This window comes from Pseudomonas asuensis (assembly GCF_014646755.1).
GTDB lineage: Bacteria > Pseudomonadota > Gammaproteobacteria > Pseudomonadales > Pseudomonadaceae > Chryseomonas > Chryseomonas asuensis.
The window spans coordinates 449,994-469,966 of the sequence record NZ_BMNW01000001.1 but is presented as its reverse complement, the minus strand read 5'-3'; the positions used below and the strand labels follow the sequence as shown (position 1 = coordinate 469,966).

The following is a 19,973-nucleotide window of genomic DNA, read 5'->3' as shown; positions in this document are numbered from 1 at the left end:
ATTCGTTGGGTTAATCATCGATGACGCTTACGGTGTCGCCGACCCTGATGATGCCACCGCTCAGGATGCGGGCAGTAATACCGCCGTGGCCTCGCATCGCTTGAAAAGTGCCGGGTCCAAGGCGATCTTCCAGGCGGGCACATGGTTGGCACCAGCCGGTTGTTTCAAAGATGGCTTGGCCTATTTGAAAGCGGCGGTTTTTAAGGCTGAACAGGTTGATTCCGCTGACTGCTATATTGCGGCGCAGATCCTTGGGTTCAAGCGACTTTCCGATAAGCGCACTGACGACCGCCAAATGTTCCCACTGAATCAGCGTCACCTGGCGTGCATTGCGTGGGCTGGGTCGGGTATGGTCACCCGTAAGGCCTGCCTCGCGGCGAGCTTCAACCGTGTCAACAATGATCATCTCTGTTCGAGCCGCTGGGCGGACGCCAATCCAGTGCACCTTTCCTTCTTGAGGGACGGCTGCCAAAAGCTCTTTTAGCGGTATCATCAATTAGCGCCCATTGCGGAAGTAGGGTGGAGGCGTATAAGAACTATTGCCTAAGGGAGGCTTGTGGACCTCTCGACAAGGTGCCCCGCCTGTACGAGACGAAAGGGCTATCTTGAATATTTTTACAGTGATGACGGTGAAATACCAGTCACTACAGGTCCGCCCACTGATACGATTTCCATTATTTGAACCCTGTATTTGGAGGCTCCATGCGCGTCTTGCGCTCTGCACTACTGCTGATGGCTTTACTGCCTGGATTGACGTGGGCGTTAGAGCCCGGAGAGCGTCTTGCACCCTGGACGCTACTGGATCAAAACGACCAGCCTTATACCTTAAGCGATGATCTACAGGTTCTGCTGGTGGCGCGTAGCATGACTGGCGCGAATCTCGTCAAGGCCGCTCTAAAAGAACAGCCCAAGGGCTATTTAGAGGCTAATAAAGTGGCCTTCTTGGCTGACATCAGCCAGATGCCCAAGGTGATATCAACACTATTCGCTATTCCAGCCATGCGTGACTATAACTACCGTGTGTTGTTGGACTATGAGGGGCGAGTAGCCCCTCGTTACCCAGGCGATAAGGATAAAGTGCTTTGGCTTATGCTGGATCATGGCCGTTTTGTAGGGCAGCGAGCATTTGAGTCTGCTGAAGCGCTGAAGGATGCATTAAAGGCTAAAGCCAAATAAGGATGGTGCTGGCTGAAACGTTAGATAGCGTTTCAGCTTGAGGCGAGAGGGTGGCGAAAAGCGTCAGTATGGGACGCCAAGGAGCAGCGGCTTAATGGTCTCGGCGCGGCGGCATGTCTTCTGAGAACAAGTCATCTTCCAGCTCATTGCCAGGAATGGCATGGTCTTCTGCTGCCCAGGCACCAAGATCGATCAGCTTGCAACGGTCTGAGCAAAAAGGGCGGTTGGGGCTGTTCTCGCTCCACTCTACGGGTGCGCTACACGTAGGGCATTCTACAGTTAAAGGTGGCTTAGGCATGCTTGCCTCCTTGTAAGGTCAGATAAAAATGATGCAGACGCTCGACGTGCTCGTGTAACTGCGTGAGTGTCCCGTCATTAATGAGGACATCATCCGCCTGTTTCAAGCGTTCGTCTCGCTTGATTTGCGCCTGAAGAATGGCTTTTATTTGTGTCTCGTCCGCATGATCACGCCGCATTGCTCGTTCGAGCTGCAGGGTTTCCGGTACGTCTATCACAAGTACCCGCTGAGTAAGCTTCGTCTGGCCTGACTCAATAAGCAAGGGAGATACAAGGATGGCATAGGGCGATGTTGCTTCGCTTAAGGCTCGGATGATCTCTTGACGAATCAAGGGGTGCAGTAATGATTCAAGCCAGCGCCTTTCCTCAGGGGCAGTGAATATACGGTTGCGTAGGCTAGGGCGGTTCAGGCTTCCATCAGGGAGCAAGATATCGCCCCCAAAATGAGTGGCAATCTGCTCTAGAGCCGGTTGGCCGGGCTCTACTACCCAGCGGGCCGCATGGTCGGCATCTACCGTGTGAACGCCCAGCGAGCCGAAATGTTCAGCAGCGGCGCTTTTACCGCTGCCAATCCCGCCCGTAAGGCCGAGAATCCAAGGGTTGCTCATCAAAAACCGGCAAAGTGAAGGTACATGCCTGTTATTTGATCACCCCAAAGCAAAGCAATCCACCCCGCAATCGCCAAATAAGGCCCAAACGGTATCGGTGTACTGTTTTCGGCATTTTTGAGGCGAAGCAGAATGATGCCAAGGATTGCGCCTACCAAAGAGGACAGCAGTATCGTAAGCGGCAATATTTGCCAGCCGCCCCAGGCGCCAAGCATGGCCAGTAGCTTGAAGTCACCAAAGCCCATACCTTCCTTGCCGGTGATCAGCCTGAAGAGTTGAAAAACCAGCCACAAACTCATGTAGCCTGCTGCTGCGCCCCAAACGGCATCAGAAAGGCTGGAAAACAGCTCAAACTGATTAACCAGTAAGCCAACCCATAGCAGTGGAAGAACAATGGCATCCGGCAGGATCTGATGGTCGGCGTCAATCAGGCTTGCAGCAAGCAGGCTCCAGGTCAGCAGCAGTGCGCTACCTGCCTGCCAGGTAAAGCCAAAATGCCAGACAACAAACAGGGAAAGCAGGCCGCACGCCATTTCAACCAGCGGATAACGAATAGTGATAGGCGCTTTACAGCTGGAACACTTACCGCGAAGCATTACATAGCTGATAACAGGGATGTTTCCCCACGCGCGAATGCGATGTTGGCAGTGAGGGCAATGGGAGTGAGGCTTGGCAAGGTTATACGTCTCTGCCTCGCCTTCAGTGGGCAGCTCCAGCATTTGGCGTGACTGGGCAATCCAGTCACGCTCAAGCATTTTAGGTAGCCGGTGTACGACTACATTAAGAAAGCTGCCAACCAATAAACCTAATACCAGCGCACAGCTCAGGTACGCGGCGGGGTAGGTCGCTAAAAGCTGAATAACCTCCATTAAACAACCGAGCCCAGCTGGAAGATCGGAAGGTACATGGCAATAATCAAACCGCCTACCAGTACACCCAGAACCGCCATGATCATGGGCTCCATCAAAGCGGTAAGGCTGTCGACCATGTTGTCCACTTCTTCTTCATAAAAAGTGGCAACTTTATCCAGCATCTCATCCAGCGCGCCCGATTCTTCACCAATCGCCGTCATTTGCACGGCCATGGACGTGAACACTGCGGTTGTACGCATGGAGAAGTTCAGCTGCATACCGGTTGAAACGTCTTGCTTGATCTTATCGACTGCATTACGGAAAACAACATTACCCGTGGCTCCAGAAACCGAATCCAGTGCATCTACCAGTGGTACGCCTGCGGCAAAAGTTGTGGATAGCGTACGCGCATAACGTGCTATTGCTGATTTATAGAGAATGGAGCCAACAACAGGTACTTTAAGTAATAGCCGATCAATTGAGTCACGAAACTTTTCAGATCGCTTGTGAGCCATTTGAAAAGCAAGACCTAAACCGAAAAGTATAAGTAAAACGATAAACCACCACTCTTGCAAAACTTCTGAGATGCCAATAACCATTAAGGTAAAAGCTGGCAGTTCCGCACCAAATCCTTGAAATACTGATTGAAATTGCGGAACAACTTTAACCAGCAGAATGACCGATACAATAATTGCGACTACAACCACGGCCGCGGGATAGGTCATTGCTTTTTTGATTTTTTTCTTTAACTGTTCTGTTTTTTCTTTATAGGTTGCTACACGATCCAGCAGAGTTTCCAGAGCACCAGACTGTTCACCAGCATCAACGAGGTTGCAGTAGAGGTCATCGAAATACTGAGGTTTTTTACGCAACGAACTGGAAAGGCTATTACCTGCCGCGACATCTTGTTTTACATCATCAACTAGCTTGCGCATGTTCGGGTTGTCAAAGCCTTCGCTGATAATGTCGAACGATTGAAGCAGGGGAACGCCAGCGCCCAGCATGGTAGCGAGCTGGCGGGTAAATAGGGCAATGTCCAGCGGCTTGATCTTTTTACCGCGGCTGAAAATCGAGACAGACTTTTTACGAACGCGTGTGGGGTTAATCCCCTGCTTACGCAGTTGGGCCTTGACCAGGGCGGGGTTTAGTCCCGTCATTTCGCCTTTGATCTTGACGCCTTTACGGTCCGTTCCCTCCCAGGTAAAAGCGCTCATTTTTAATGCTTTGTCGGCCATGCAATCCGCTCTTCAGGTGCTGGAGTGCGTCTTGTCAATGTGCAGCCTTGCTGTTTGACGACGTCCACTCTTGTTCATGTGACTGACCAGCCCTTCATGGGCATTGAGTGGACACGCAAAGTTCGCGCCAATCAGTCTTTAGTGACGCGGTTTATTTCTTCCAGGCTGGTTACGCCTTGCATCGCTTTGGCTAGGCCAGAAGTTCTTAAATCATTAAAGCCTTCCTCGCGCGCTTTGCGAGCAATCTCAATGGAATTGCCTTCTTCCATGATCAGGTTTTGCAGCGCAGCGGTAATCTTGACCACTTCATAAATACCCAGGCGGCCACGATACCCATTGTTGCACTCTTCACAGCCAACGGGCGCGTATAGCGTAAATTTGCCGATTTGGCTCTCAGGGAAGCCTTCGCTCAGTAAAGTCTCTCTTGGAACGTCGTACTGCTTTTTACATTTGGGGCACAGCTTGCGTGCCAGCCGCTGAGCAATAATCAAGTTGACTGAGGTGGCGATGTTGAAGGCAGGCACGCCCATGTTCCGCAGGCGCGTCAATGTTTCTGCAGCGCTATTGGTATGGAGGGTGGACATCACCATGTGGCCTGTTTGAGCCGCCTTGATTGCAATCTCTGCCGTTTCCAGGTCACGAATTTCCCCTACCATGATGACGTCAGGATCTTGACGGAGGAAAGCCCGGAGTGCCTGAGCAAAGTCCATTCCTTGACGCGGGTTGACGTTAACCTGGTTAATACCCTCAAGGTTTATCTCAACTGGGTCTTCTGCCGTCGAGATATTAATGTCAACCGTATTAAGAATATTTAAGCCTGTATAGAGCGATACGGTTTTACCGGAGCCCGTGGGGCCAGTAACCAAAATCATACCTTGTGGTTGGCTAAGCGCCTCCATATACAACTCTTTCTGGCGCTCCTCATAGCCCAAGGCATCAATGCCCATCTGCGCGCTGGAAGGGTCAAGAATACGCATTACAATCTTCTCGCCCCATAGGGTAGGCAGCGTATTCACACGAAAGTCGATGGACTTGTTCTTGGAGACCTTAAGCTTTACCCGGCCATCCTGAGGCTTGCGGCGCTCAGAGATATCCATGCTGGCCATGACCTTCAAGCGGGCCGAAATGCGAGGGGCTAGCTGGATAGGTGGGCGCGCCATTTCGTGCATAACGCCATCGGTACGAAAGCGTACGCGATACATCTTTTCATAAGGCTCAAAGTGAAGGTCAGACGAGCCGCGTTTGATAGCGTCCAGCAGCATTTTGTTGACGAAGCGAACCACCGGCGCATCGTCAGCATCTGTCGCCTCTGGCTTCTTGTCATCATCGGTACTGATCTCGATATCAAGGTCAATATCGCCAAGGTCCAGGCCGCCTGCACCATTGTCCAAGTATTGATCAATCGCACTGTGGAGTTTGTCATCCTCAACCAGAATAGGCTCAGCCGTAAGGCCGGTACTGAACTGAATGTCGTTGATGGCTTGCTGGTTGGTCGGGTCGGATATGCCGATAAAAAGCTTGTTACCCCGCTTGGCGAGCGGCAGAAAGTGATGCTGCTGCATCAGCTTGTCGCTCACAACTTCCTTAGGTAAGGACTCTTTATCAACCGCGCTAAGGTCTAAAAACGCCAAGCCGAACTGTTCGGCTGACAGCTCCGCAATCGCACGGCTTTTAACAAGGCGGTTTTGGACTAAGTGGGTTACTAATGGGATTTTACTGACCTTGCTCTGCGCAACCGCGTTTTGAGCTGTTTTTTCATCCAGTAGCTCCGCCAAAACAAGCTGACGAGCAAGACCTGAGAGAGGCGCTAAATCATTCATAAGGCTGGCCGATAAGGATAAGCAATGCCTGCCTTATAGCAGCCGTAGGCAGTCCTATCAAATACGCTTTTTGGCGTGACAATTATTGTCAGTACTTGCCATGCAGGCGAAGCGGTAAGGAGTCTATTTCACACAAATAATGTGACCTAAGTGGTTGGCACGCGGAATGCTTAAGAAGAGTCAGGCATGTTGAGCCTACTTCTTCTAATGGAGACAAGCATGAAAGCTCAAAAAGGTTTTACGTTGATTGAATTGATGATCGTGGTTGCGATCATTGGTATTTTGGCTGCAATTGCTATTCCGGCATACAGTAACTATCAAGCAAGAGCAAAACTTTCTGCCGCTTTAGCAGAAGTTTCTGCTGGGAAGACTGCTTTTGAAACTAAGGTTAATGATGGCGAAGCAATAAATGCACAGACCGATATAGGTCTGCAAGCGACTACGGCAAACTGTGCTATTACTGCTAGTGCTACTGCGGGAGCAGGTAGTATTTCGTGTGCTGTAAGAAATGCACCTTCTCAAGTTAGCGCTGCTACTGTAGCTTGGACGCGCACTGCTGCAGGCGAGTGGACTTGTGCTACAACTGGTGCAGCTGATGCAACTCTAGCTCCAAAATCTTGCCCTCAAGCTGCTGGAAATGAGGGCGACTAAATAGTTTTTAATGCTCCGTAAATAGCATTTTGCGTTATAAAAAGGTAAAGGAGCCGGCGTAGCTCAGTTGGTAGAGCAGCGCATTCGTAATGCGAAGGTCGTAGGTTCGACTCCTATCTCCGGCACCATAAAAAAGCCCAGCTAACTAGCTGGGCTTTTTGTTTTTAAATAGAAAATATGAAGATCTAGTAGTCGTAAGGAATATTTAAATCTAATGAGTTTAGGGTTAATCAGGAAATTTTTTAGTTAATTAGGTGCTCTTGAAGGGATTTACTTATTCAGAACAGGCTTTGCAGTAGTTATATTTGCTTAGGTAGCCAAAAGATTATTTAAGGAGGCAGTAAAGTTTGGTTTCCCCACTCTGAATGCTGTCAAGTTATCCCTCAAAAAAGTCAGGCCGAAGGACTTTTTAGCAATATTCTAGCCAGCTTTGCCTAAGCTAGGCGCAGCGCTAGTGGCAAGCCTTTTCTTAATGCGTTTCTGTGAAGTCTCCAGACCAATCAGCGTTTGGCTAGCGATTAGTCGAAATCTTGATGGTTAGCTCCCGCTTCTCAGGGTACGATTGGCGGGTGAAGGCAACTTTATGGATGGACGCTGTTCAGATTTCCACATCTGAGGTAGGAGTCGCCGTAACTCAGCCATAAACATGATCAAGGTCATACTTATGCGATGGTCTCGGTTGGCTATTAGGGCTACTGTATAATGATCAGCGCAACGTTCACTTATCAACGCTATGGGATCAACGTTGTTCAAGGCTCGTAACGTGGTATGCAGGCAGGCTGGTCATAACGGTACGCTGCAGGAGGCGGGCAATGCAGAACGACGCTAACGTGGTTCATTTCAAAACGCTCAGTGATGCGGCGTTGCGGATTCCTGCTGCCCTCGTTCTGGTACGCGACAAAGCCGCCCAGCGGCTAAATGCAGCGCTCCAGCAATTGTTCGATAACGCGGATGATGCGCTGTTCGAAATGGCTGACCGCGCGACCAGCAATAACGAGCAGAATCTCTTCTTTGAAGCGATGCGCGACTTGCGCCTGAAGCGCAAGACGATCGAGCGCAATTTCTTGCAGCGCTACTTTGAGCGTTTTGCCGGTTTGAATCACACAGATACGGCAAAAAATACTGCGCAGCTTGATGCTATTTCGTTCGAGGATCTGAGTCTGGTCCAGAATGACCAGCTCGAAGAGTCTGTCGCGCTCGATACAATGGTGACCAAAGCTGTCACTCGCAATGCCTTGGCCCTGGGCCATTTAAGTATTCGTTTCAATACTCAACTAAGCCGTACGCTGGATGAGAATTCCAATCCGTTAGCGCCTCGCCCTTTGTGTGAAGCCTTTCTGGATGCATGCCGTGGCTTGGGTGTTGAGATCAAGGTCAAACTGATCATCCTCAAGCTGTTCGAGCGTTTTGTGCTGAACGGTTTGGACCGTGTGTATGCCGAGGCGAATCAGCAGCTGATCGATGCCGGGATTCTCCCGCATCTCAAGGTGGCGCCACCGCGCAATACGGGCCGCAGTGCATCGGGGTATACCGGTCGCACGGCGTCCACGACCCCAGACAGTGAGCAGGATCAGGAAGTGTTCAGCGCGCTACAGGGGCTGCTTGCACAAGTGCGCCGAAGTGGCTCCGGCTCAATGGGCGTGTCCGGTGGTGAGCCTGCGGGTGCGACTGACCTTCATCCTATTACCAGCTATGACCTGATGCGGCTGCTGTCGCATCTGCAGCAGCATGTGCCTTCGCAGGTTGAGAATGGTCATGACCTGCGTGGCATGCTGGACGATGCGCTGGGACGTATCAGTGCGCGTAGCGGTCGAAAGCGCGTAGTGGGGCAAGTTGATGATGATGTTATCAATCTGGTGTCCATGCTGTTTGAGTTCATCCTTGATGACCTGACGCTACCTGATTCCTTAAAAGCCCTGATTGCCCGCCTGCAGATTCCTATGCTCAAGGTAGCGGTGCTGGATAAGGCGTTTTTCAGCCGGCCTAATCATCCTGCCCGTAAGCTCCTGAATGAGATTGCAGCGGCCTCGCTAGGCTGGGAAGAGCAGAACGAGCTGCAGCGTGATGGGCTTTACCTGAAGATCGAGCAGATCGTTCAGCGGCTACTCAATGATTTTGTAGATGACCCGGATATCTTCAATGAGCTATTGAATGACTTCCTGGCGTACATGAGTGATGAGCGTCGCCGCAGTGAGTTGCTTGAACAGCGCACGCGGGATGCGGAAGAAGGGCGTGCACGCGCCGAGCAGGCGCGTCAGCAGGTAGAAGCTGCACTGAACGAGCGTTTGGTTGGGCGCACACTACCTGAGGTTGTGGTTCGGGTTATTCGCGAGGCATGGAGCCAGGTGCTCCTGTTGACTTGCCTCAAGCAGGGCCACGGTTCTGCCGAATGGCTCGCAGCGCTTCAGACGATGGATGATCTGATCTGGAGTGTTGAGCCGCACGAAGATGCCGGCGCGCGGCAAAAGCTGTTGGGTATGGTGCCAGGGCTGCTTAAGGCGTTGCGCGAGGGGCTTGCCAGCGCCGCCTTTGATCCGTTCTCTACAAGTGAGTTTTTTACTCAGCTTGAGGCCTTGCATGTACAGACGTTCCAACAGACCAAGCGTGCCGAGCAGGGCGCTGCTACGGTAGCCAGTGAGCCGTTGGCACAGATGGTTGAGGTGGCTGATGAAATCGTGCTTCAGCCGCAGGTAAAGCCGCTTGAGGCTGAGCTCCAGCCGGATGAGGAGTCGCTCAGGACAATTGACGCCATCCATGTCGGTAGCTGGATTGAGCTGACCGAGGCCGATGATCACAAGGTTCGTTGTAAACTGGCAGCGGTGATCAAATCTGCTGGGCGTTATATCTTTGTGAACCGTGCGGGTATGAAGGTGATGGAAAAGTCACGTGAAAGCCTGGCGGTCGACTTGAGTCATGGAAAGCTGCGTATTCTGGACGATGCCTTGCTGTTTGACAGGGCGCTAGAGTCTGTAATTGGTAACCTCCGCACGCTCAAACGCACCTGATCACCTTCCTTTGCGTGCATAACACCGATCACGGGTTTGGTTTGGGTCGGTGTTCTTGGCCCTTCTGCCGCTCTGTTTTACATTAAGTGCTCACAGGAGTTCTTATGTACCCAGATTTTCAAGCAGGGTGGTGGGCTCATGCTCAGCGTTGCCTTTCCCCCAATTATAACGAGCGCCTTTTAGGCGAGCAGATCTCACTATTGGTTATCCACAATATCAGCCTGCCGCCCGGGCAGTTTGGCACGGGCAAGGTACAGCCTTTTTTCCAGAATACGCTGGATTGTAGTGAGCACCCTTTCTTTCAGGAAATCGCCTCGTTAAGGGTTTCGGCCCACTTTCTGATTGAGCGTACGGGAGCGGTGACGCAGTTTGTGTCTTGTGATGATCGCGCCTGGCATGCAGGTGTGTCCTGCTTTGCTGGAAGGGAAGGCTGTAACGACTTCTCGATCGGTATTGAGTTAGAGGGCACCGATACCGAACCTTACACAGACACACAGTACCGTGTGCTAGAGAAACTCACCCGCGATTTGTTTCGGCATTATCCGGCCATAACACCTGACCGCATCTGTGGGCACAGCGATATTGCTCCAGGTCGCAAGACTGATCCCGGTCCGGCCTTTGACTGGCAGCGGTATCGATCATCTTTGACAGGAGGAGGTAAATGACCTTTCTGAGCCTATTGCTCCTATTAGGCATCATATGGACTACCCACTGGCGGTTGCGTCTGCAGCCCGATGGTTGGTGGCATGCGTTTTTGGCTGAGGTGGAGTTGCATCTCGGCCGTCAGACCTCCCTTGCGCTGATAGTGGCTGTCGGCGTGCCTTTGCTCATATTGGCGCTGGTGTTGGCGGTGCTCAAGCCGGTCGCCTATGGCTGGCTGTTGTTACCTGTTCATGTGCTGATGCTGCTCTATAGCCTGGGGCGACATGACCCTAGACAGGCGCTGGCAGGTTTCAGGGATGCCTGGCGACGGGAGGATCTGGAGGTGGCCGCCTTACGCGCAGAGCAGGATCTGGGTATTCGCGCGGAAACGCCTGAGGCGTTGCTGATGCGCGTGCAGGAGCAGCTCCTATGGCGAGGTCATGAGGGCTTTTTTGCCGTCATTTTCTGGTATGTCTTGCTAGGGCCATTGATGGCTCTGGCTTATCGGCTGGTTGCGTTGACGGCCTCTCATGCGCGCAGTCCTGCCTTGCGTGCTCATGCCGAGCAGCTGTGCCATGCACTTGATTGGCTTCCCGCGCGCTTGCTTACTGCCAGCTTTGCGTTAGTGGGCGATTTTCTGTGTGCCAGCCGCGCAACGCTGTCGGAGTGGCTGAATTGGGATATTGCAACATCGAAGCTCCTGGCTGATGCCGGACGCGCTGCGGCTGATCTGCCGGTAGGCTTGAGTGCTGAGGCAGGTGTCCAAGGCCTTGATACATTATGGCAGCTGCTCGTCAGGGCGGCGGTGCTCTGGTATGTATTGCTGGCCCTGTGGACGTTGGTGGGACGCTAGCTTTCTAGAGTGCCTGGATATCCCAGCCAAATAAGTCGCATGCATTGGCTGTACTGGCTTGGGCAAGCTCTTGCGAGGTGATGTTGAGTAGCTCGGCCAGTGCGGCGCAGATATCGGGCAAATGGACAGGGCTGTTTCGAATACCTGGGTACATGGCGGGCGCTATGTCAGGTGCATCGGTCTCTAATACGATTCCGTCCAGAGGCAACCGGGGTACAACCTTTCTCAGCCTATTGGCTTGTGGCCATGTGGGCGCGCCGCCTAACCCCAGCTTGAATCCTAGCTTTAAATATTCCCGCGCTTCTTCATAGCTGCCTGCAAAAGCATGAACAATGCCGCCTTTTGGAGGCTTGTAGCGCTTTAGTGTGGCGATGACGTCGGCATGTGCTTTTCGAACATGTAATAAACTTGGCAGCTCGTACTCGATAGCAAGCTCAAGGTGCGACTCAAAAAGGGCCTGCTGACGTGGTTTGTCAGGCTGATCGATGTAATAGTCCAGTCCAAACTCGCCCAGTGCGCACAGTTTGGGATGACCAGCCCATTGATCCAGCCATGCCCTAAGTTTCTCGATATCGTCTTCTCGGTGTACATCCAGATAACAAGGGTGCAGGGCCAGGGCCGCATAGAGTGGCTCATGGGCCAGAGCAGTAGACCACAACCGTGACCATAAGGACTCCTCGACACCAATCAATACCTGGCGCTGTACGCCAAGTGACTGGCAATGTTGCAGCAGGGCTTCCCGATCATCATCGAAACTGGGAAAGTCCAGATGGTTGTGGGTATCGATCAACATGGTGAGGGCGAGTTATTCCTTGTGGCGCGTCTTGAGTTGTCGAGGAATGGCATGGACACCGGGCGTGTAATGCTGGGATTCAATAGCATCCAGCATAAGGCTCAGAGCCTGTTCTGCAATCAGTTCATGTTGCTGATAGAGACCGTTTACCTTGATGGGCACGAAATCGAGCAATTGGGCGTCACCAAAGGTGGCAAGACGCAGGTGGGAAGGCCATCCTTCGGGCTGCTCTTGAAATACATCGAAAACGCCCTCCAGAAGCACATATGCCGTCGTGATAATCGCATCCGGCATATGACCTAGCTCACTCATCAGCTCTAGCATCAGGTCTCGTCCGCAGGTACGGCTGAACTGCTCGCCATAGAGGATCAATTTTTTGCCTTCAAAGTCTTTCAGGGCTGCTTCGAAGCCAGCCGCGCGCTCACGACTGATAACAAGATCGGGGCGAGCTGCGATCAGTGCGATTTCTCGTGGCGGCGTACCAAGTAATGTCTTTGTCAGAAGCGTGCTGGCGGTGCGGTCATCACTGACGACAGAGCAGAACTGACTTGGGTCGAGCTGACGGTCCACGGCTACGACAGGTAACCCTTCAGCTTGCAGGCGGCGATAGGGCGTGTCGTCATCGGCCAGGCAGCTGGCGGTAATGAGTCCATCACAGCGGCGTGCGCGAAATAGCGAAAGCAGTTGTCGCTCAGTGTCTGGTTCGTCATCGGTACAGGCGATCAGCAGTTGGTAGCCGCGTAGCCGGGCCCTGATTTCCAATTGCTTGGCCAGCCGTGCATAGCTGGGGTTTTCCAGATCGGGCAGGATGAACCCAAGGGTCAGGGTTTGCCCGCGGCGTAGGCCCGCAGCGCGCTGATCCGGTTGGTAGCCATATTGTTCAACCACTTGTTGCACGCGCGTTACGGTGGCTGGACTAATACGCCGCTGGTCGGCTTTTCCGTTGATAACGTAGCTGGCCGTAGTGACGGAGACGCCTGCCAGTCGGGCTATATCACTAAGTTTCAAAACGATTCCTCTTGTGGCCATGCGGTCTGGCATGCCTGTTTTACATCTATGACCGCAATACCTTGCCTTTTATTGATGTCAATCCATGTTTGAAAACTGATAGTCCGTTATCAAAAGCAATGGGTTGGCCTTTATTGTGTGCGGTGCTTCAAGGATCAACGATTATCGAGTAACGTGCCACTCTGTTTTGGTGAAACGTTTCAGCACACTATTGTCTCATCGCTGTTATGTCTGTATCGCCCAGTGTCGATGTTCAACATGCGATTAGGCTAAAACAATCATTACAAGAAAGGCACAGTGCTCTTCGGTTGCTCGTAGTGCCATGGAGGATTTCAATGTTCGAACTCGATGCGCAGCATATTCGTATGGGGCAGCATGCCGCCGACAAGGATAGCGCGCTCGCCCTGTTGGGTGAGGCCCTTGTAGCGGACGGGCTTGTTGCTCCTGGTTATATCAATGGATTGCGTGCTCGTGAAGCCCAGGGCTCCACTTACCTTGGACAGGGTATTGCCATTCCCCATGGTACACCTCAGACCCGTGATCAGGTATTTACAACGGGCGTACGAATCATGCAATTCCCCAATGGTGTAAGTTGGGGAGAAGGGCAGACCGCCTATCTGGCCATTGCAATTGCGGCCAAGTCAGATGAGCACCTCCGTATTCTTCAGCTTCTGACACGGGCTTTAGGTGAAAACTCGCTAGATGAGGCTATTCGCCGTGCCGAGAGTGCTGAGGCGATCGTTCAATTGTTGCATGGTGCCCCTCAAGAACTGGAGCTGGATGATCAACTGGTACGTTTGCAGGTAGAAGCAGACGACTTGGAGGAGCTGGCTTGGGAAGGGGCTCGTCTTCTAAAGAAAACACAATGCGTTGAGCCTGGATTTGCAGGTGTACTCCAGACGGAGGTTCCTCTGCCTTTAGGCGAAGGGCTCTGGTGGTTGCATAGCGATCATGCTGTAAGCCGGCCCGGCCTTGCTTTTGTTACGCCAGCGCAGCCATTAGTGCTGGACGGGCAACCGGTAAAAGGACTGTTTTGTTTGGCCAGCCTTGGCGAGGCCCATCGTGATTTGCTGGAGCGCTTGTGCGATCTGTTGATTGCGGGTCGTGCCCGGGAGCTTAGTCAGGCAACATCCAGCCGGGCTGTGCTTGAAGCTCTCGGGGGTGAAGTTGCACCAGACTGGCCCAGCGCCAGTGTGGTATTGGCCAATGCTCATGGCTTGCACGCGCGTCCAGCCAAGGAGCTGGCGCGCGTGGCGAAGGCTTCAGCAGGTGATATTCGCGTTCGGGTTGATGGCGGCGCGGCTGTTTCGGCCAAAAGTCTGTCCCGTCTGCTGGCACTGGGCGCGCGTCGTGGCCAAGTGCTGGAGTTTCTGGCTGAGCCGGGGACCGATGCCGAAGCGTCACTCACAGACCTTGTCGCTGCGGTTAAGGCTGGGTTGGGTGAAGAGGTTGAGCCTATCAATACGTCTACCCGGCAGGCACGTACGACGGCGCCAGTGGAAACCAACATTCTGGCCCGAGCGGAAGATACCTCCCCACTAAAGCCGGGCGATACCTTACAGGCGATTGCTGCGGCTCCAGGGCTGGCTGTCGGTCCGGCTTATGTTGTTGCTCAGCAGCACTTTGATTTTCCCGCCGAGGGCGAAGGGATTGCGGCTGAAACTGAACGGCTTGAGGCCGCGCTGGCGGCGGTTAGAGCGGAAATCGATGCATTGATTGCACGCAGTGAAGCCGGGGCTATCCGAGACATCTTCCTGACCCACCTGGAGATGCTTGATGATCCTGATCTACGTGAGGGCGTACAGATACGTCTAAAGCGTAATGCCAGTGCTGCCGCTGCGTGGAATGCTCAGATCGAGGAGGCTGCCGCTCAACAAGAGGCGCTAAAGGATGCGCTTCTGGCGGAGCGTGCCGCTGACTTGCGCGATGTGGGACGGCGTGTCCTGGGGCATCTATGCGGTGTTGGCTTGGCCAGTGAGCCGAGCGAGCCTTATGTTTTGGTCATGGATGAGGTTGGCCCAGGTGATGTGGCTCGTCTGGACCGTGCCCGTGTGGCCGGTATCCTGACGGCACGCGGTGGTGCCAGTTCACACAGCGCTATTGTCTCGCGGGCATTGGGCATTCCTGCAGTGGTAGGTGCTGGCGCACGGGTGCTGGCGCTCGCGCCGCAAGCTGTTCTGCTGCTTGATGGTGATCATGGTTTGGTTGAAGTAGAGCCGGATTCCGCGCGCATTGAACAGGTGCGTATAGAGCGCGAGGCGCGCGAACGTCGCCGACAGGAGGCGGAGACCAAGCGCTTTGAGCCTGCTGTTACCCGAGACGGACACCGTATCGAGGTGGCTGCCAACCTGGGCAATACGGCGGATGCGGCCGCTGTTGTAGAACAGGGCGCAGAGGCAGTGGGCCTGCTACGTACTGAACTTGTTTTCATGAGTCATGATTCGGCGCCTGATGAGGCGACTCAGGAAAAGGACTACCGGCGCGTATTGGATGCGTTGGATGGGCGTCCGCTGGTGGTGCGCACACTGGATGTAGGCGGCGATAAGCCTTTGCCATATATGCCGATCCCTGCCGAAGAGAATCCCTTCCTGGGTATCCGCGGCATACGCCTGACCTTGAGGTGCCCAGAGGTTCTGGAAACCCAGCTAAGGGCATTGCTCCGCGCCGCCGAAGGACGTCCGCTCAGAATCATGTTTCCTATGGTAGGGCGGGTCGAGGAGTGGCGTCAGGCGCGGGATATTCTCAATCGTCTGCGGCTGGAGATCCCTGCGGTCAACCTGCAGGTGGGCATCATGATCGAGGTGCCTTCTGCCGCGTTGCTGGCACCTGTGCTGGCGCAGGAAGTGGACTTCTTTAGCGTAGGAACGAATGACCTGACTCAATATGCATTGGCGATCGACCGTGGCCATCCCTTGCTGTCAGGCGAGGCTGATGGTTTACATCCCAGTGTGCTCCGCCTGATCGATATGACGGTCCAGGCCGCCCATGCTCATGGCAAGTGGGTAGGCGTGTGCGGAGAGTTGGCTGCTGACCCACTGGCGGTTCCGCTTCTCTTGGGGTTGGGTGTGGATGAGTTAAGCGTTTCGGCACGTAGCATTCCACTGGTTAAAGCGCGTGTGCGTGAGCTGGATTTTGTGGCTGCACAGGCGTGCGCACAGCGAGCCTTGCAGTTGGCTACGGCAGATGAAGTACGCACGAGCGTGGAGGCCATGCAATGAGCCGGGTTCTGACCATTACCTTGAATCCCGCATTGGACCTAACCGTACAACTGCCCGAGTTGCATCTGGGAGAGGTAAACCGTAGCGAAGCGGTGGTCATGCATGCAGCGGGAAAGGGATTGAACGTTGCCCAGGTGCTGGCTGATCTCGGTCATTCGCTGACCGTGACGGGCTTTTTAGGCGCTGATAATGCCAAGCCTTTCGAGGAATTGTTTGCCACGCGTGGTTTTAAAGACGCCTTTGTTCGGGTGGACGGTGAGACGCGCAGCAATATCAAGCTGGCCGAAACGACAGGGCGAATCACAGACATCAACGGACCAGGCCCACGGGTCACCGAGGCTGCGCAAGCTCAGCTGCTGCGTACGTTGGACGAGGTGGCACCAGGTCATGATCTGGCCGTAGTTGCCGGTAGTCTGCCGCGTGGCATTACCGCTGACTGGCTCGCTGAATTGATTCAGCGGCTGAAAGGGTTGGGCCTGCGGGTGGCGTTGGATACCAGTGGCGCTGCGCTGCGGGCTGGTCTCAAGGCTGGCCCCTGGCTGGTCAAACCCAATACCGAGGAGTTGTCCGACGCTTGCGCGGCACCTGCCGATTCGGCCGAGGAGCAATCTGCGTTGGCGGCTCAGCTGGCCAGTCAGGGCGTTGAGCATGTAGTGATCTCCCAGGGGAGCGAAGGCGTTCGGTGGTTTACGCCGGGTAGCGCCTTGCAGGCTATCCCGCCCAAGGTGAAGGTAGCCAGTACCGTAGGCGCAGGTGACTCGCTCCTGGCCGGTATGGCGCACGGGTTGCTCACCGGACTTCAGCCGCAGGACGCCTTACGCAACGCCACCGCTATTGCAGCCATGGCCGTCACCCAGATCGGCTTTGGCATCAATGATCCTGCCCGTTTGGCAGAGCTGGCGAACGGCGTCAGCATTCACGTCATGACAAAACAATAAGCAGGGATATCTCATGAATATCGCAATTGTTACAACCTGCCCAACGGGTATGGTTACCAGCGTGCTTAGTGCACGACTCTTGGATGCTGCCGCGCAGCGCCGAGGCTGGAAAACCAGTGTTGAAATCCACGACGGCCCTGAGGCAACCCTGCTAACGGACGATCAGATTGCTCGGGCCGAGCTGGTTGTCGTTGTGCATACCGGTGCAGTAGACCTGCGCCGTTTCGTGGGTAAGCGTGTATACCGGGCAACCCCGGCCGAAGCCTTGCGGGACGTAGACGCTTTCTTGCAGCGTGCCGAGCGTGAGGCCAAGGTGTACGAAGCCAGTGCCGAGCCTGAACGTACCAATGCAGCGACCATACCGGCCAAGCAGCCCAGGCTGGTGGCAATCACAGCGTGCCCAACCGGCGTTGCACATACCTTTATGGCGGCTGAAGCATTGATTCAGACGGCCAAGAAGTTGGGCTATAAACTGGATTTGGAAACACAAGGGTCTGTAGGCGCACGTAACCCACTCAGCGCCGAAGCGATTGCGGAGGCCGATGCGGTTCTTCTGGCAACGGATATTGAAGTCAACACAGATCGTTTTGTAGGCAAGAAAGTATTTCGTTGCGGCACGGGTGTTGCTCTCAAACAACCTGAAGCCACGCTCAAGCGTGCGCTGGCAGAGGGTGAGGTTCTAGGCGGCGCTGCCGCAGCTTCGTCTTCCGGACAGGCGAAGGCAGGCGCAAAGAAAGAGAAGACTGGCGTCTACAAGCATTTGCTGACCGGTGTGTCTTACATGCTACCCATGGTGGTGGCGGGTGGACTGCTGATTGCCCTGTCGTTCGTCTTTGGTATCGAAGCGTTCAAAGAGCAGGGCACGTTGGCGGCCGCCTTGATGCAGATTGGTGGCGAGGCTGCGTTCAAACTCATGGTGCCAGTATTGGCCGGTTACATTGCCTATTCCATTGCCGACCGCCCGGGTCTTGCACCGGGGATGATTGGCGGGTTGTTGGCCAGTAACCTGGGGGCGGGTTTTATTGGCGGTATCGTGGCGGGCTTTTTAGCTGGCTATGTTGCGAAAGCCATTGCCCGTTGGGTGAATCTGCCGGCCAGTGTAGAGGCGCTCAAGCCTATTTTGATCATTCCGCTGCTGGCAAGTCTGATCACTGGCCTTGTGATGATTTATGTCGTAGGTACGCCAGTCGCTCAGGCACTGACTGCCTTGACGGGCTTTTTGGAAAACATGGGTACGTCCAATGCAGTCCTGCTAGGTATCATTCTGGGTGCCATGATGTGCGTGGATTTGGGTGGGCCGATCAACAAGGCGGCCTATGCATTTACGGTGGGCCTGTTGGCGTCCAAGACCTATGGCCCGATGGCCGCTACGATGGCAGCCGGTATGGTGCCAGCCATAGGCATGGGGCTGGCGACTGTCTTGGCTCGGCGCAAATTTGCCCAAAGCGAACGCGAGGCTGGCAAGGCAGCTTTTGTACTGGGGCTGTGCTTTATTTCAGAAGGGGCGATTCCCTTCGCGGCTAAAGATCCGCTACGGGTGATTCCTGCCTGTATTGCAGGCGGTGCGCTGACCGGTGCGCTCGTCATGCTGTTCAGTTGCAAGTTGATGGCACCCCATGGCGGTCTTTTCGTACTGCTGATCCCCAATGCCATTAATCATGCCTGGTTATATCTGGCGGCCATTGCAGCCGGTAGTGCGTTGACCGGTATAGTCTATGCCATGCTCAAGCGCCATGAGGCGGAGGAGGAGTTGGTCCCTGCCGCGTGATGCAAGGAAGGGCTCCTGGGAGCCCTTCCTTTTGCCCTGTAATGGGGCGTTACTGATCAGGTCAGGATACCTGGACGACGTACTTGCGTGTTCTTGCAGCAGACTTCAAGTCATTCAGGGCCCGGGGCAGTTGATCGAACGGAACCACCTCAAGAGTGGGCATGGCCAGTTGATTGTTCTTGATCTGGTCCATCAGCTTAGCGCCTGCGGTGGTCAGCTCCATCCAGTCCAGGACGGTGCCATGCTGATGGATCGATGCCAGGGCCTCCTCGTGATAGGAGATGGCTGTGGTAAAGGCAGGCAGAGGGGGTTGCTCAACCCGGTCCTGGATACAGACAAGATGACCATTAAGGCCCAGGAGGCCTGCCAGCGAGGCGGCATGTGTGCCGGAAACCGTGTCGAACGCGGCATAGAATTTACGGCCTTGCAGCTTCTCCAGCAGTAGGTCCCGCCAGCCCTCTTGATGGTAATCCACCACCTCAGTAACACCACGTGAGAGCAGTTTTTCACGATGCTGCTCACCTGCCGTTACCCAAACACGCCAACCTCTTTGCAGCGCCAGTTGAGCCACGAGCGAGCCAACCGAGCCACCGGCGCCGGTTACCAGGACGTCTTTATTGACTGCATCTGGCACTTTCATGATCGATTGCCAGGCGGTCAGGGTCGGGCAGGGAAAGGCGGCTGCAAATGTGTCGCTGAGCCCCTCCGGCACGGGCATTACCATGTGGGCGGCGATCTTGATGTGCGTGGCATAGCTGCCGGCGTGATACAGGTTCTGGTGATAGGCTACCCGCGTTCCAGCACGCAAGTGCACGTCACGACCGGTAGCGATGACAACACCCATGCCATCCACCCCTGGAACATGACCGGGCTGCCACACCTTTTCAGCCTGGGCAATGAATTTCCAATCGACCGGGTTGATGCCGATGACCTTGTTGGCGATCAGGATTTCATTAGGCGCTAGCTCCTCGCTCACGGCATGGGTTTCCAATACCAGATCCGTAGGCTCGTTACCGTGGCGCCAGGTCCAGGCGTGTGTATCCAGCATGAGTATCTCCTGTTCAAGGTGTGATGTTTCTTGCTTTATGGGGGTAGAGGACGGCTTGTAAA

Annotated in this window: 17 protein-coding genes and 1 tRNA gene; 9 read left to right on the top strand and 9 right to left on the bottom strand. The window is 54.3% G+C overall.

Going from position 1 to position 19,973, the window contains the following annotated elements; genetic code table 11:
- Window positions 1–10: 10 nt before the first annotated feature.
- A complete protein-coding gene (locus IEX86_RS02195) occupies window positions 11–493 on the bottom strand; it encodes an MOSC domain-containing protein (RefSeq protein WP_188864425.1) in 483 nt (160 codons plus the stop codon).
- A 209-nt stretch (window positions 494–702) separates the two neighbouring features.
- Here IEX86_RS02195 and IEX86_RS02190 point away from each other — a divergent pair, with 209 nt between their 5' ends.
- Complete coding sequence (locus IEX86_RS02190) at window positions 703–1,176, top strand: FAD/FMN-containing dehydrogenase (RefSeq protein WP_188864424.1); 474 nt, start codon at window positions 703–705, stop codon at window positions 1,174–1,176.
- 91 nt (window positions 1,177–1,267) lie between these two features.
- Here the strand turns inward: IEX86_RS02190 and yacG are convergent, their stop codons facing one another.
- The 5 genes from yacG to pilB all read right to left on the bottom strand — a co-directional run bounded on the left by yacG (window position 1,268) and on the right by pilB (window position 5,987).
- Window positions 1,268–1,474 carry a DNA gyrase inhibitor YacG gene (gene yacG, locus IEX86_RS02185; RefSeq protein WP_188864423.1) on the bottom strand — a complete coding sequence of 69 codons (207 nt, stop codon included), beginning with the start codon at window positions 1,472–1,474 and terminating at the stop codon, window positions 1,268–1,270.
- Window positions 1,467–2,081 (bottom strand): dephospho-CoA kinase, encoded by a 615-nt coding sequence (gene coaE, locus IEX86_RS02180; protein ID WP_188864422.1) that lies wholly within the window; start codon window positions 2,079–2,081, stop codon window positions 1,467–1,469. Before coaE ends, yacG begins: the two co-directional genes overlap by 8 nt.
- On the bottom strand, window positions 2,081–2,950 hold the full coding sequence (locus tag IEX86_RS02175) for a prepilin peptidase (RefSeq protein ID WP_188864421.1): 870 nt from the start codon (window positions 2,948–2,950) through the stop codon (window positions 2,081–2,083). The genes coaE and IEX86_RS02175 overlap by 1 nt, the downstream gene beginning before the upstream one ends.
- On the bottom strand, window positions 2,950–4,167 hold the full coding sequence (locus IEX86_RS02170) for a type II secretion system F family protein (RefSeq protein WP_188864420.1): 1,218 nt from the start codon (window positions 4,165–4,167) through the stop codon (window positions 2,950–2,952). The genes IEX86_RS02175 and IEX86_RS02170 overlap by 1 nt, the downstream gene beginning before the upstream one ends.
- Window positions 4,168–4,298: 131 nt before the next feature.
- Complete coding sequence (pilB, locus tag IEX86_RS02165; protein WP_188864419.1) at window positions 4,299–5,987, bottom strand: type IV-A pilus assembly ATPase PilB; 1,689 nt, start codon at window positions 5,985–5,987, stop codon at window positions 4,299–4,301.
- A 219-nt stretch (window positions 5,988–6,206) separates the two neighbouring features.
- On the opposite strand from pilB, the gene IEX86_RS02160 reads away from it, so the two are divergent.
- From IEX86_RS02160 to ampE, 5 genes are all read left to right on the top strand, one after another.
- Complete coding sequence (locus IEX86_RS02160; RefSeq protein WP_188864418.1) at window positions 6,207–6,638, top strand: pilin; 432 nt, start codon at window positions 6,207–6,209, stop codon at window positions 6,636–6,638.
- A 52-nt stretch (window positions 6,639–6,690) separates the two neighbouring features.
- Window positions 6,691–6,766 (top strand) — tRNA-Thr (locus IEX86_RS02155).
- 684 nt (window positions 6,767–7,450) lie between these two features.
- On the top strand, window positions 7,451–9,643 hold the full coding sequence (locus tag IEX86_RS02150) for a DUF1631 domain-containing protein (RefSeq protein WP_188864417.1): 2,193 nt from the start codon (window positions 7,451–7,453) through the stop codon (window positions 9,641–9,643).
- A 104-nt stretch (window positions 9,644–9,747) separates the two neighbouring features.
- A complete protein-coding gene (gene ampD, locus IEX86_RS02145) occupies window positions 9,748–10,308 on the top strand; it encodes a 1,6-anhydro-N-acetylmuramyl-L-alanine amidase AmpD (protein WP_188864416.1) in 561 nt (186 codons plus the stop codon).
- On the top strand, window positions 10,305–11,138 hold the full coding sequence (gene ampE / locus IEX86_RS02140) for a regulatory signaling modulator protein AmpE (protein ID WP_188864415.1): 834 nt from the start codon (window positions 10,305–10,307) through the stop codon (window positions 11,136–11,138). Before ampD ends, ampE begins: the two co-directional genes overlap by 4 nt.
- A 4-nt stretch (window positions 11,139–11,142) precedes the next feature.
- On the opposite strand, the gene IEX86_RS02135 is transcribed toward ampE, so the two are convergent.
- Both IEX86_RS02135 and cra read right to left on the bottom strand, forming a co-directional pair.
- Window positions 11,143–11,931 (bottom strand): TatD family hydrolase, encoded by a 789-nt coding sequence (locus IEX86_RS02135; protein WP_188864414.1) that lies wholly within the window; start codon window positions 11,929–11,931, stop codon window positions 11,143–11,145.
- Between the two features lie 12 nt (window positions 11,932–11,943).
- Window positions 11,944–12,939, bottom strand: coding sequence for a catabolite repressor/activator (gene cra / locus IEX86_RS02130; RefSeq protein ID WP_188864413.1), 996 nt, complete (start codon window positions 12,937–12,939; stop codon window positions 11,944–11,946).
- Between the two features lie 335 nt (window positions 12,940–13,274).
- Between cra and ptsP the strand changes: the two genes are divergently transcribed.
- Genes ptsP through IEX86_RS02115 form a run of 3 tightly spaced genes read left to right on the top strand, consistent with a single transcriptional unit; the run spans window position 13,275 to window position 18,863 of the window.
- Window positions 13,275–16,157, top strand: a complete 2,883-nt coding sequence (gene ptsP, locus IEX86_RS02125) for a phosphoenolpyruvate--protein phosphotransferase (RefSeq protein ID WP_188864412.1) — start codon at window positions 13,275–13,277, stop codon at window positions 16,155–16,157.
- The gene (gene pfkB / locus IEX86_RS02120) at window positions 16,154–17,095 is read left to right on the top strand and encodes a 1-phosphofructokinase (RefSeq protein ID WP_188864411.1); all 942 of its coding nucleotides are present in this window, start codon (window positions 16,154–16,156) and stop codon (window positions 17,093–17,095) included. The genes ptsP and pfkB overlap by 4 nt, the downstream gene beginning before the upstream one ends.
- A 13-nt stretch (window positions 17,096–17,108) precedes the next feature.
- Window positions 17,109–18,863: a PTS fructose-like transporter subunit IIB gene (locus IEX86_RS02115; RefSeq protein WP_188864410.1), complete on the top strand. Its 1,755-nt coding sequence runs from the start codon at window positions 17,109–17,111 to the stop codon at window positions 18,861–18,863.
- A gap of 61 nt (window positions 18,864–18,924) precedes the next feature.
- Here IEX86_RS02115 and IEX86_RS02110 read toward each other — a convergent pair whose 3' ends face one another.
- Window positions 18,925–19,911 carry a zinc-binding dehydrogenase gene (locus IEX86_RS02110; RefSeq protein ID WP_188864409.1) on the bottom strand — a complete coding sequence of 329 codons (987 nt, stop codon included), beginning with the start codon at window positions 19,909–19,911 and terminating at the stop codon, window positions 18,925–18,927.
- Window positions 19,912–19,973: the final 62 nt, after the last annotated feature.

What these genes read in the sequence shown, in the direction of transcription:
- IEX86_RS02150 (WP_188864417.1), top strand. Translation starts at nt 7,451, where the DNA reads ATGCAGAACGACGCTAACGTGGTTCATTTCAAAACGCTCAGTGATGCG.
- pfkB (WP_188864411.1), top strand. Translation starts at nt 16,154, where the DNA reads ATGAGCCGGGTTCTGACCATTACCTTGAATCCCGCATTGGACCTAACC.
- IEX86_RS02110 (WP_188864409.1), bottom strand. Translation starts at nt 19,911, where the DNA reads ATGCTGGATACACACGCCTGGACCTGGCGCCACGGTAACGAGCCTACG.
- ampD (WP_188864416.1), top strand. Translation starts at nt 9,748, where the DNA reads ATGTACCCAGATTTTCAAGCAGGGTGGTGGGCTCATGCTCAGCGTTGC.
- IEX86_RS02195 (WP_188864425.1), bottom strand. Translation starts at nt 493, where the DNA reads ATGATACCGCTAAAAGAGCTTTTGGCAGCCGTCCCTCAAGAAGGAAAG.
- IEX86_RS02115 (WP_188864410.1), top strand. Translation starts at nt 17,109, where the DNA reads ATGAATATCGCAATTGTTACAACCTGCCCAACGGGTATGGTTACCAGC.
- ampE (WP_188864415.1), top strand. Translation starts at nt 10,305, where the DNA reads ATGACCTTTCTGAGCCTATTGCTCCTATTAGGCATCATATGGACTACC.
- pilB (WP_188864419.1), bottom strand. Translation starts at nt 5,987, where the DNA reads ATGAATGATTTAGCGCCTCTCTCAGGTCTTGCTCGTCAGCTTGTTTTG.
- IEX86_RS02190 (WP_188864424.1), top strand. Translation starts at nt 703, where the DNA reads ATGCGCGTCTTGCGCTCTGCACTACTGCTGATGGCTTTACTGCCTGGA.
- IEX86_RS02175 (WP_188864421.1), bottom strand. Translation starts at nt 2,950, where the DNA reads ATGGAGGTTATTCAGCTTTTAGCGACCTACCCCGCCGCGTACCTGAGC.
- IEX86_RS02160 (WP_188864418.1), top strand. Translation starts at nt 6,207, where the DNA reads ATGAAAGCTCAAAAAGGTTTTACGTTGATTGAATTGATGATCGTGGTT.
- coaE (WP_188864422.1), bottom strand. Translation starts at nt 2,081, where the DNA reads ATGAGCAACCCTTGGATTCTCGGCCTTACGGGCGGGATTGGCAGCGGT.
- yacG (WP_188864423.1), bottom strand. Translation starts at nt 1,474, where the DNA reads ATGCCTAAGCCACCTTTAACTGTAGAATGCCCTACGTGTAGCGCACCC.
- IEX86_RS02135 (WP_188864414.1), bottom strand. Translation starts at nt 11,931, where the DNA reads ATGTTGATCGATACCCACAACCATCTGGACTTTCCCAGTTTCGATGAT.
- ptsP (WP_188864412.1), top strand. Translation starts at nt 13,275, where the DNA reads ATGTTCGAACTCGATGCGCAGCATATTCGTATGGGGCAGCATGCCGCC.
- IEX86_RS02170 (WP_188864420.1), bottom strand. Translation starts at nt 4,167, where the DNA reads ATGGCCGACAAAGCATTAAAAATGAGCGCTTTTACCTGGGAGGGAACG.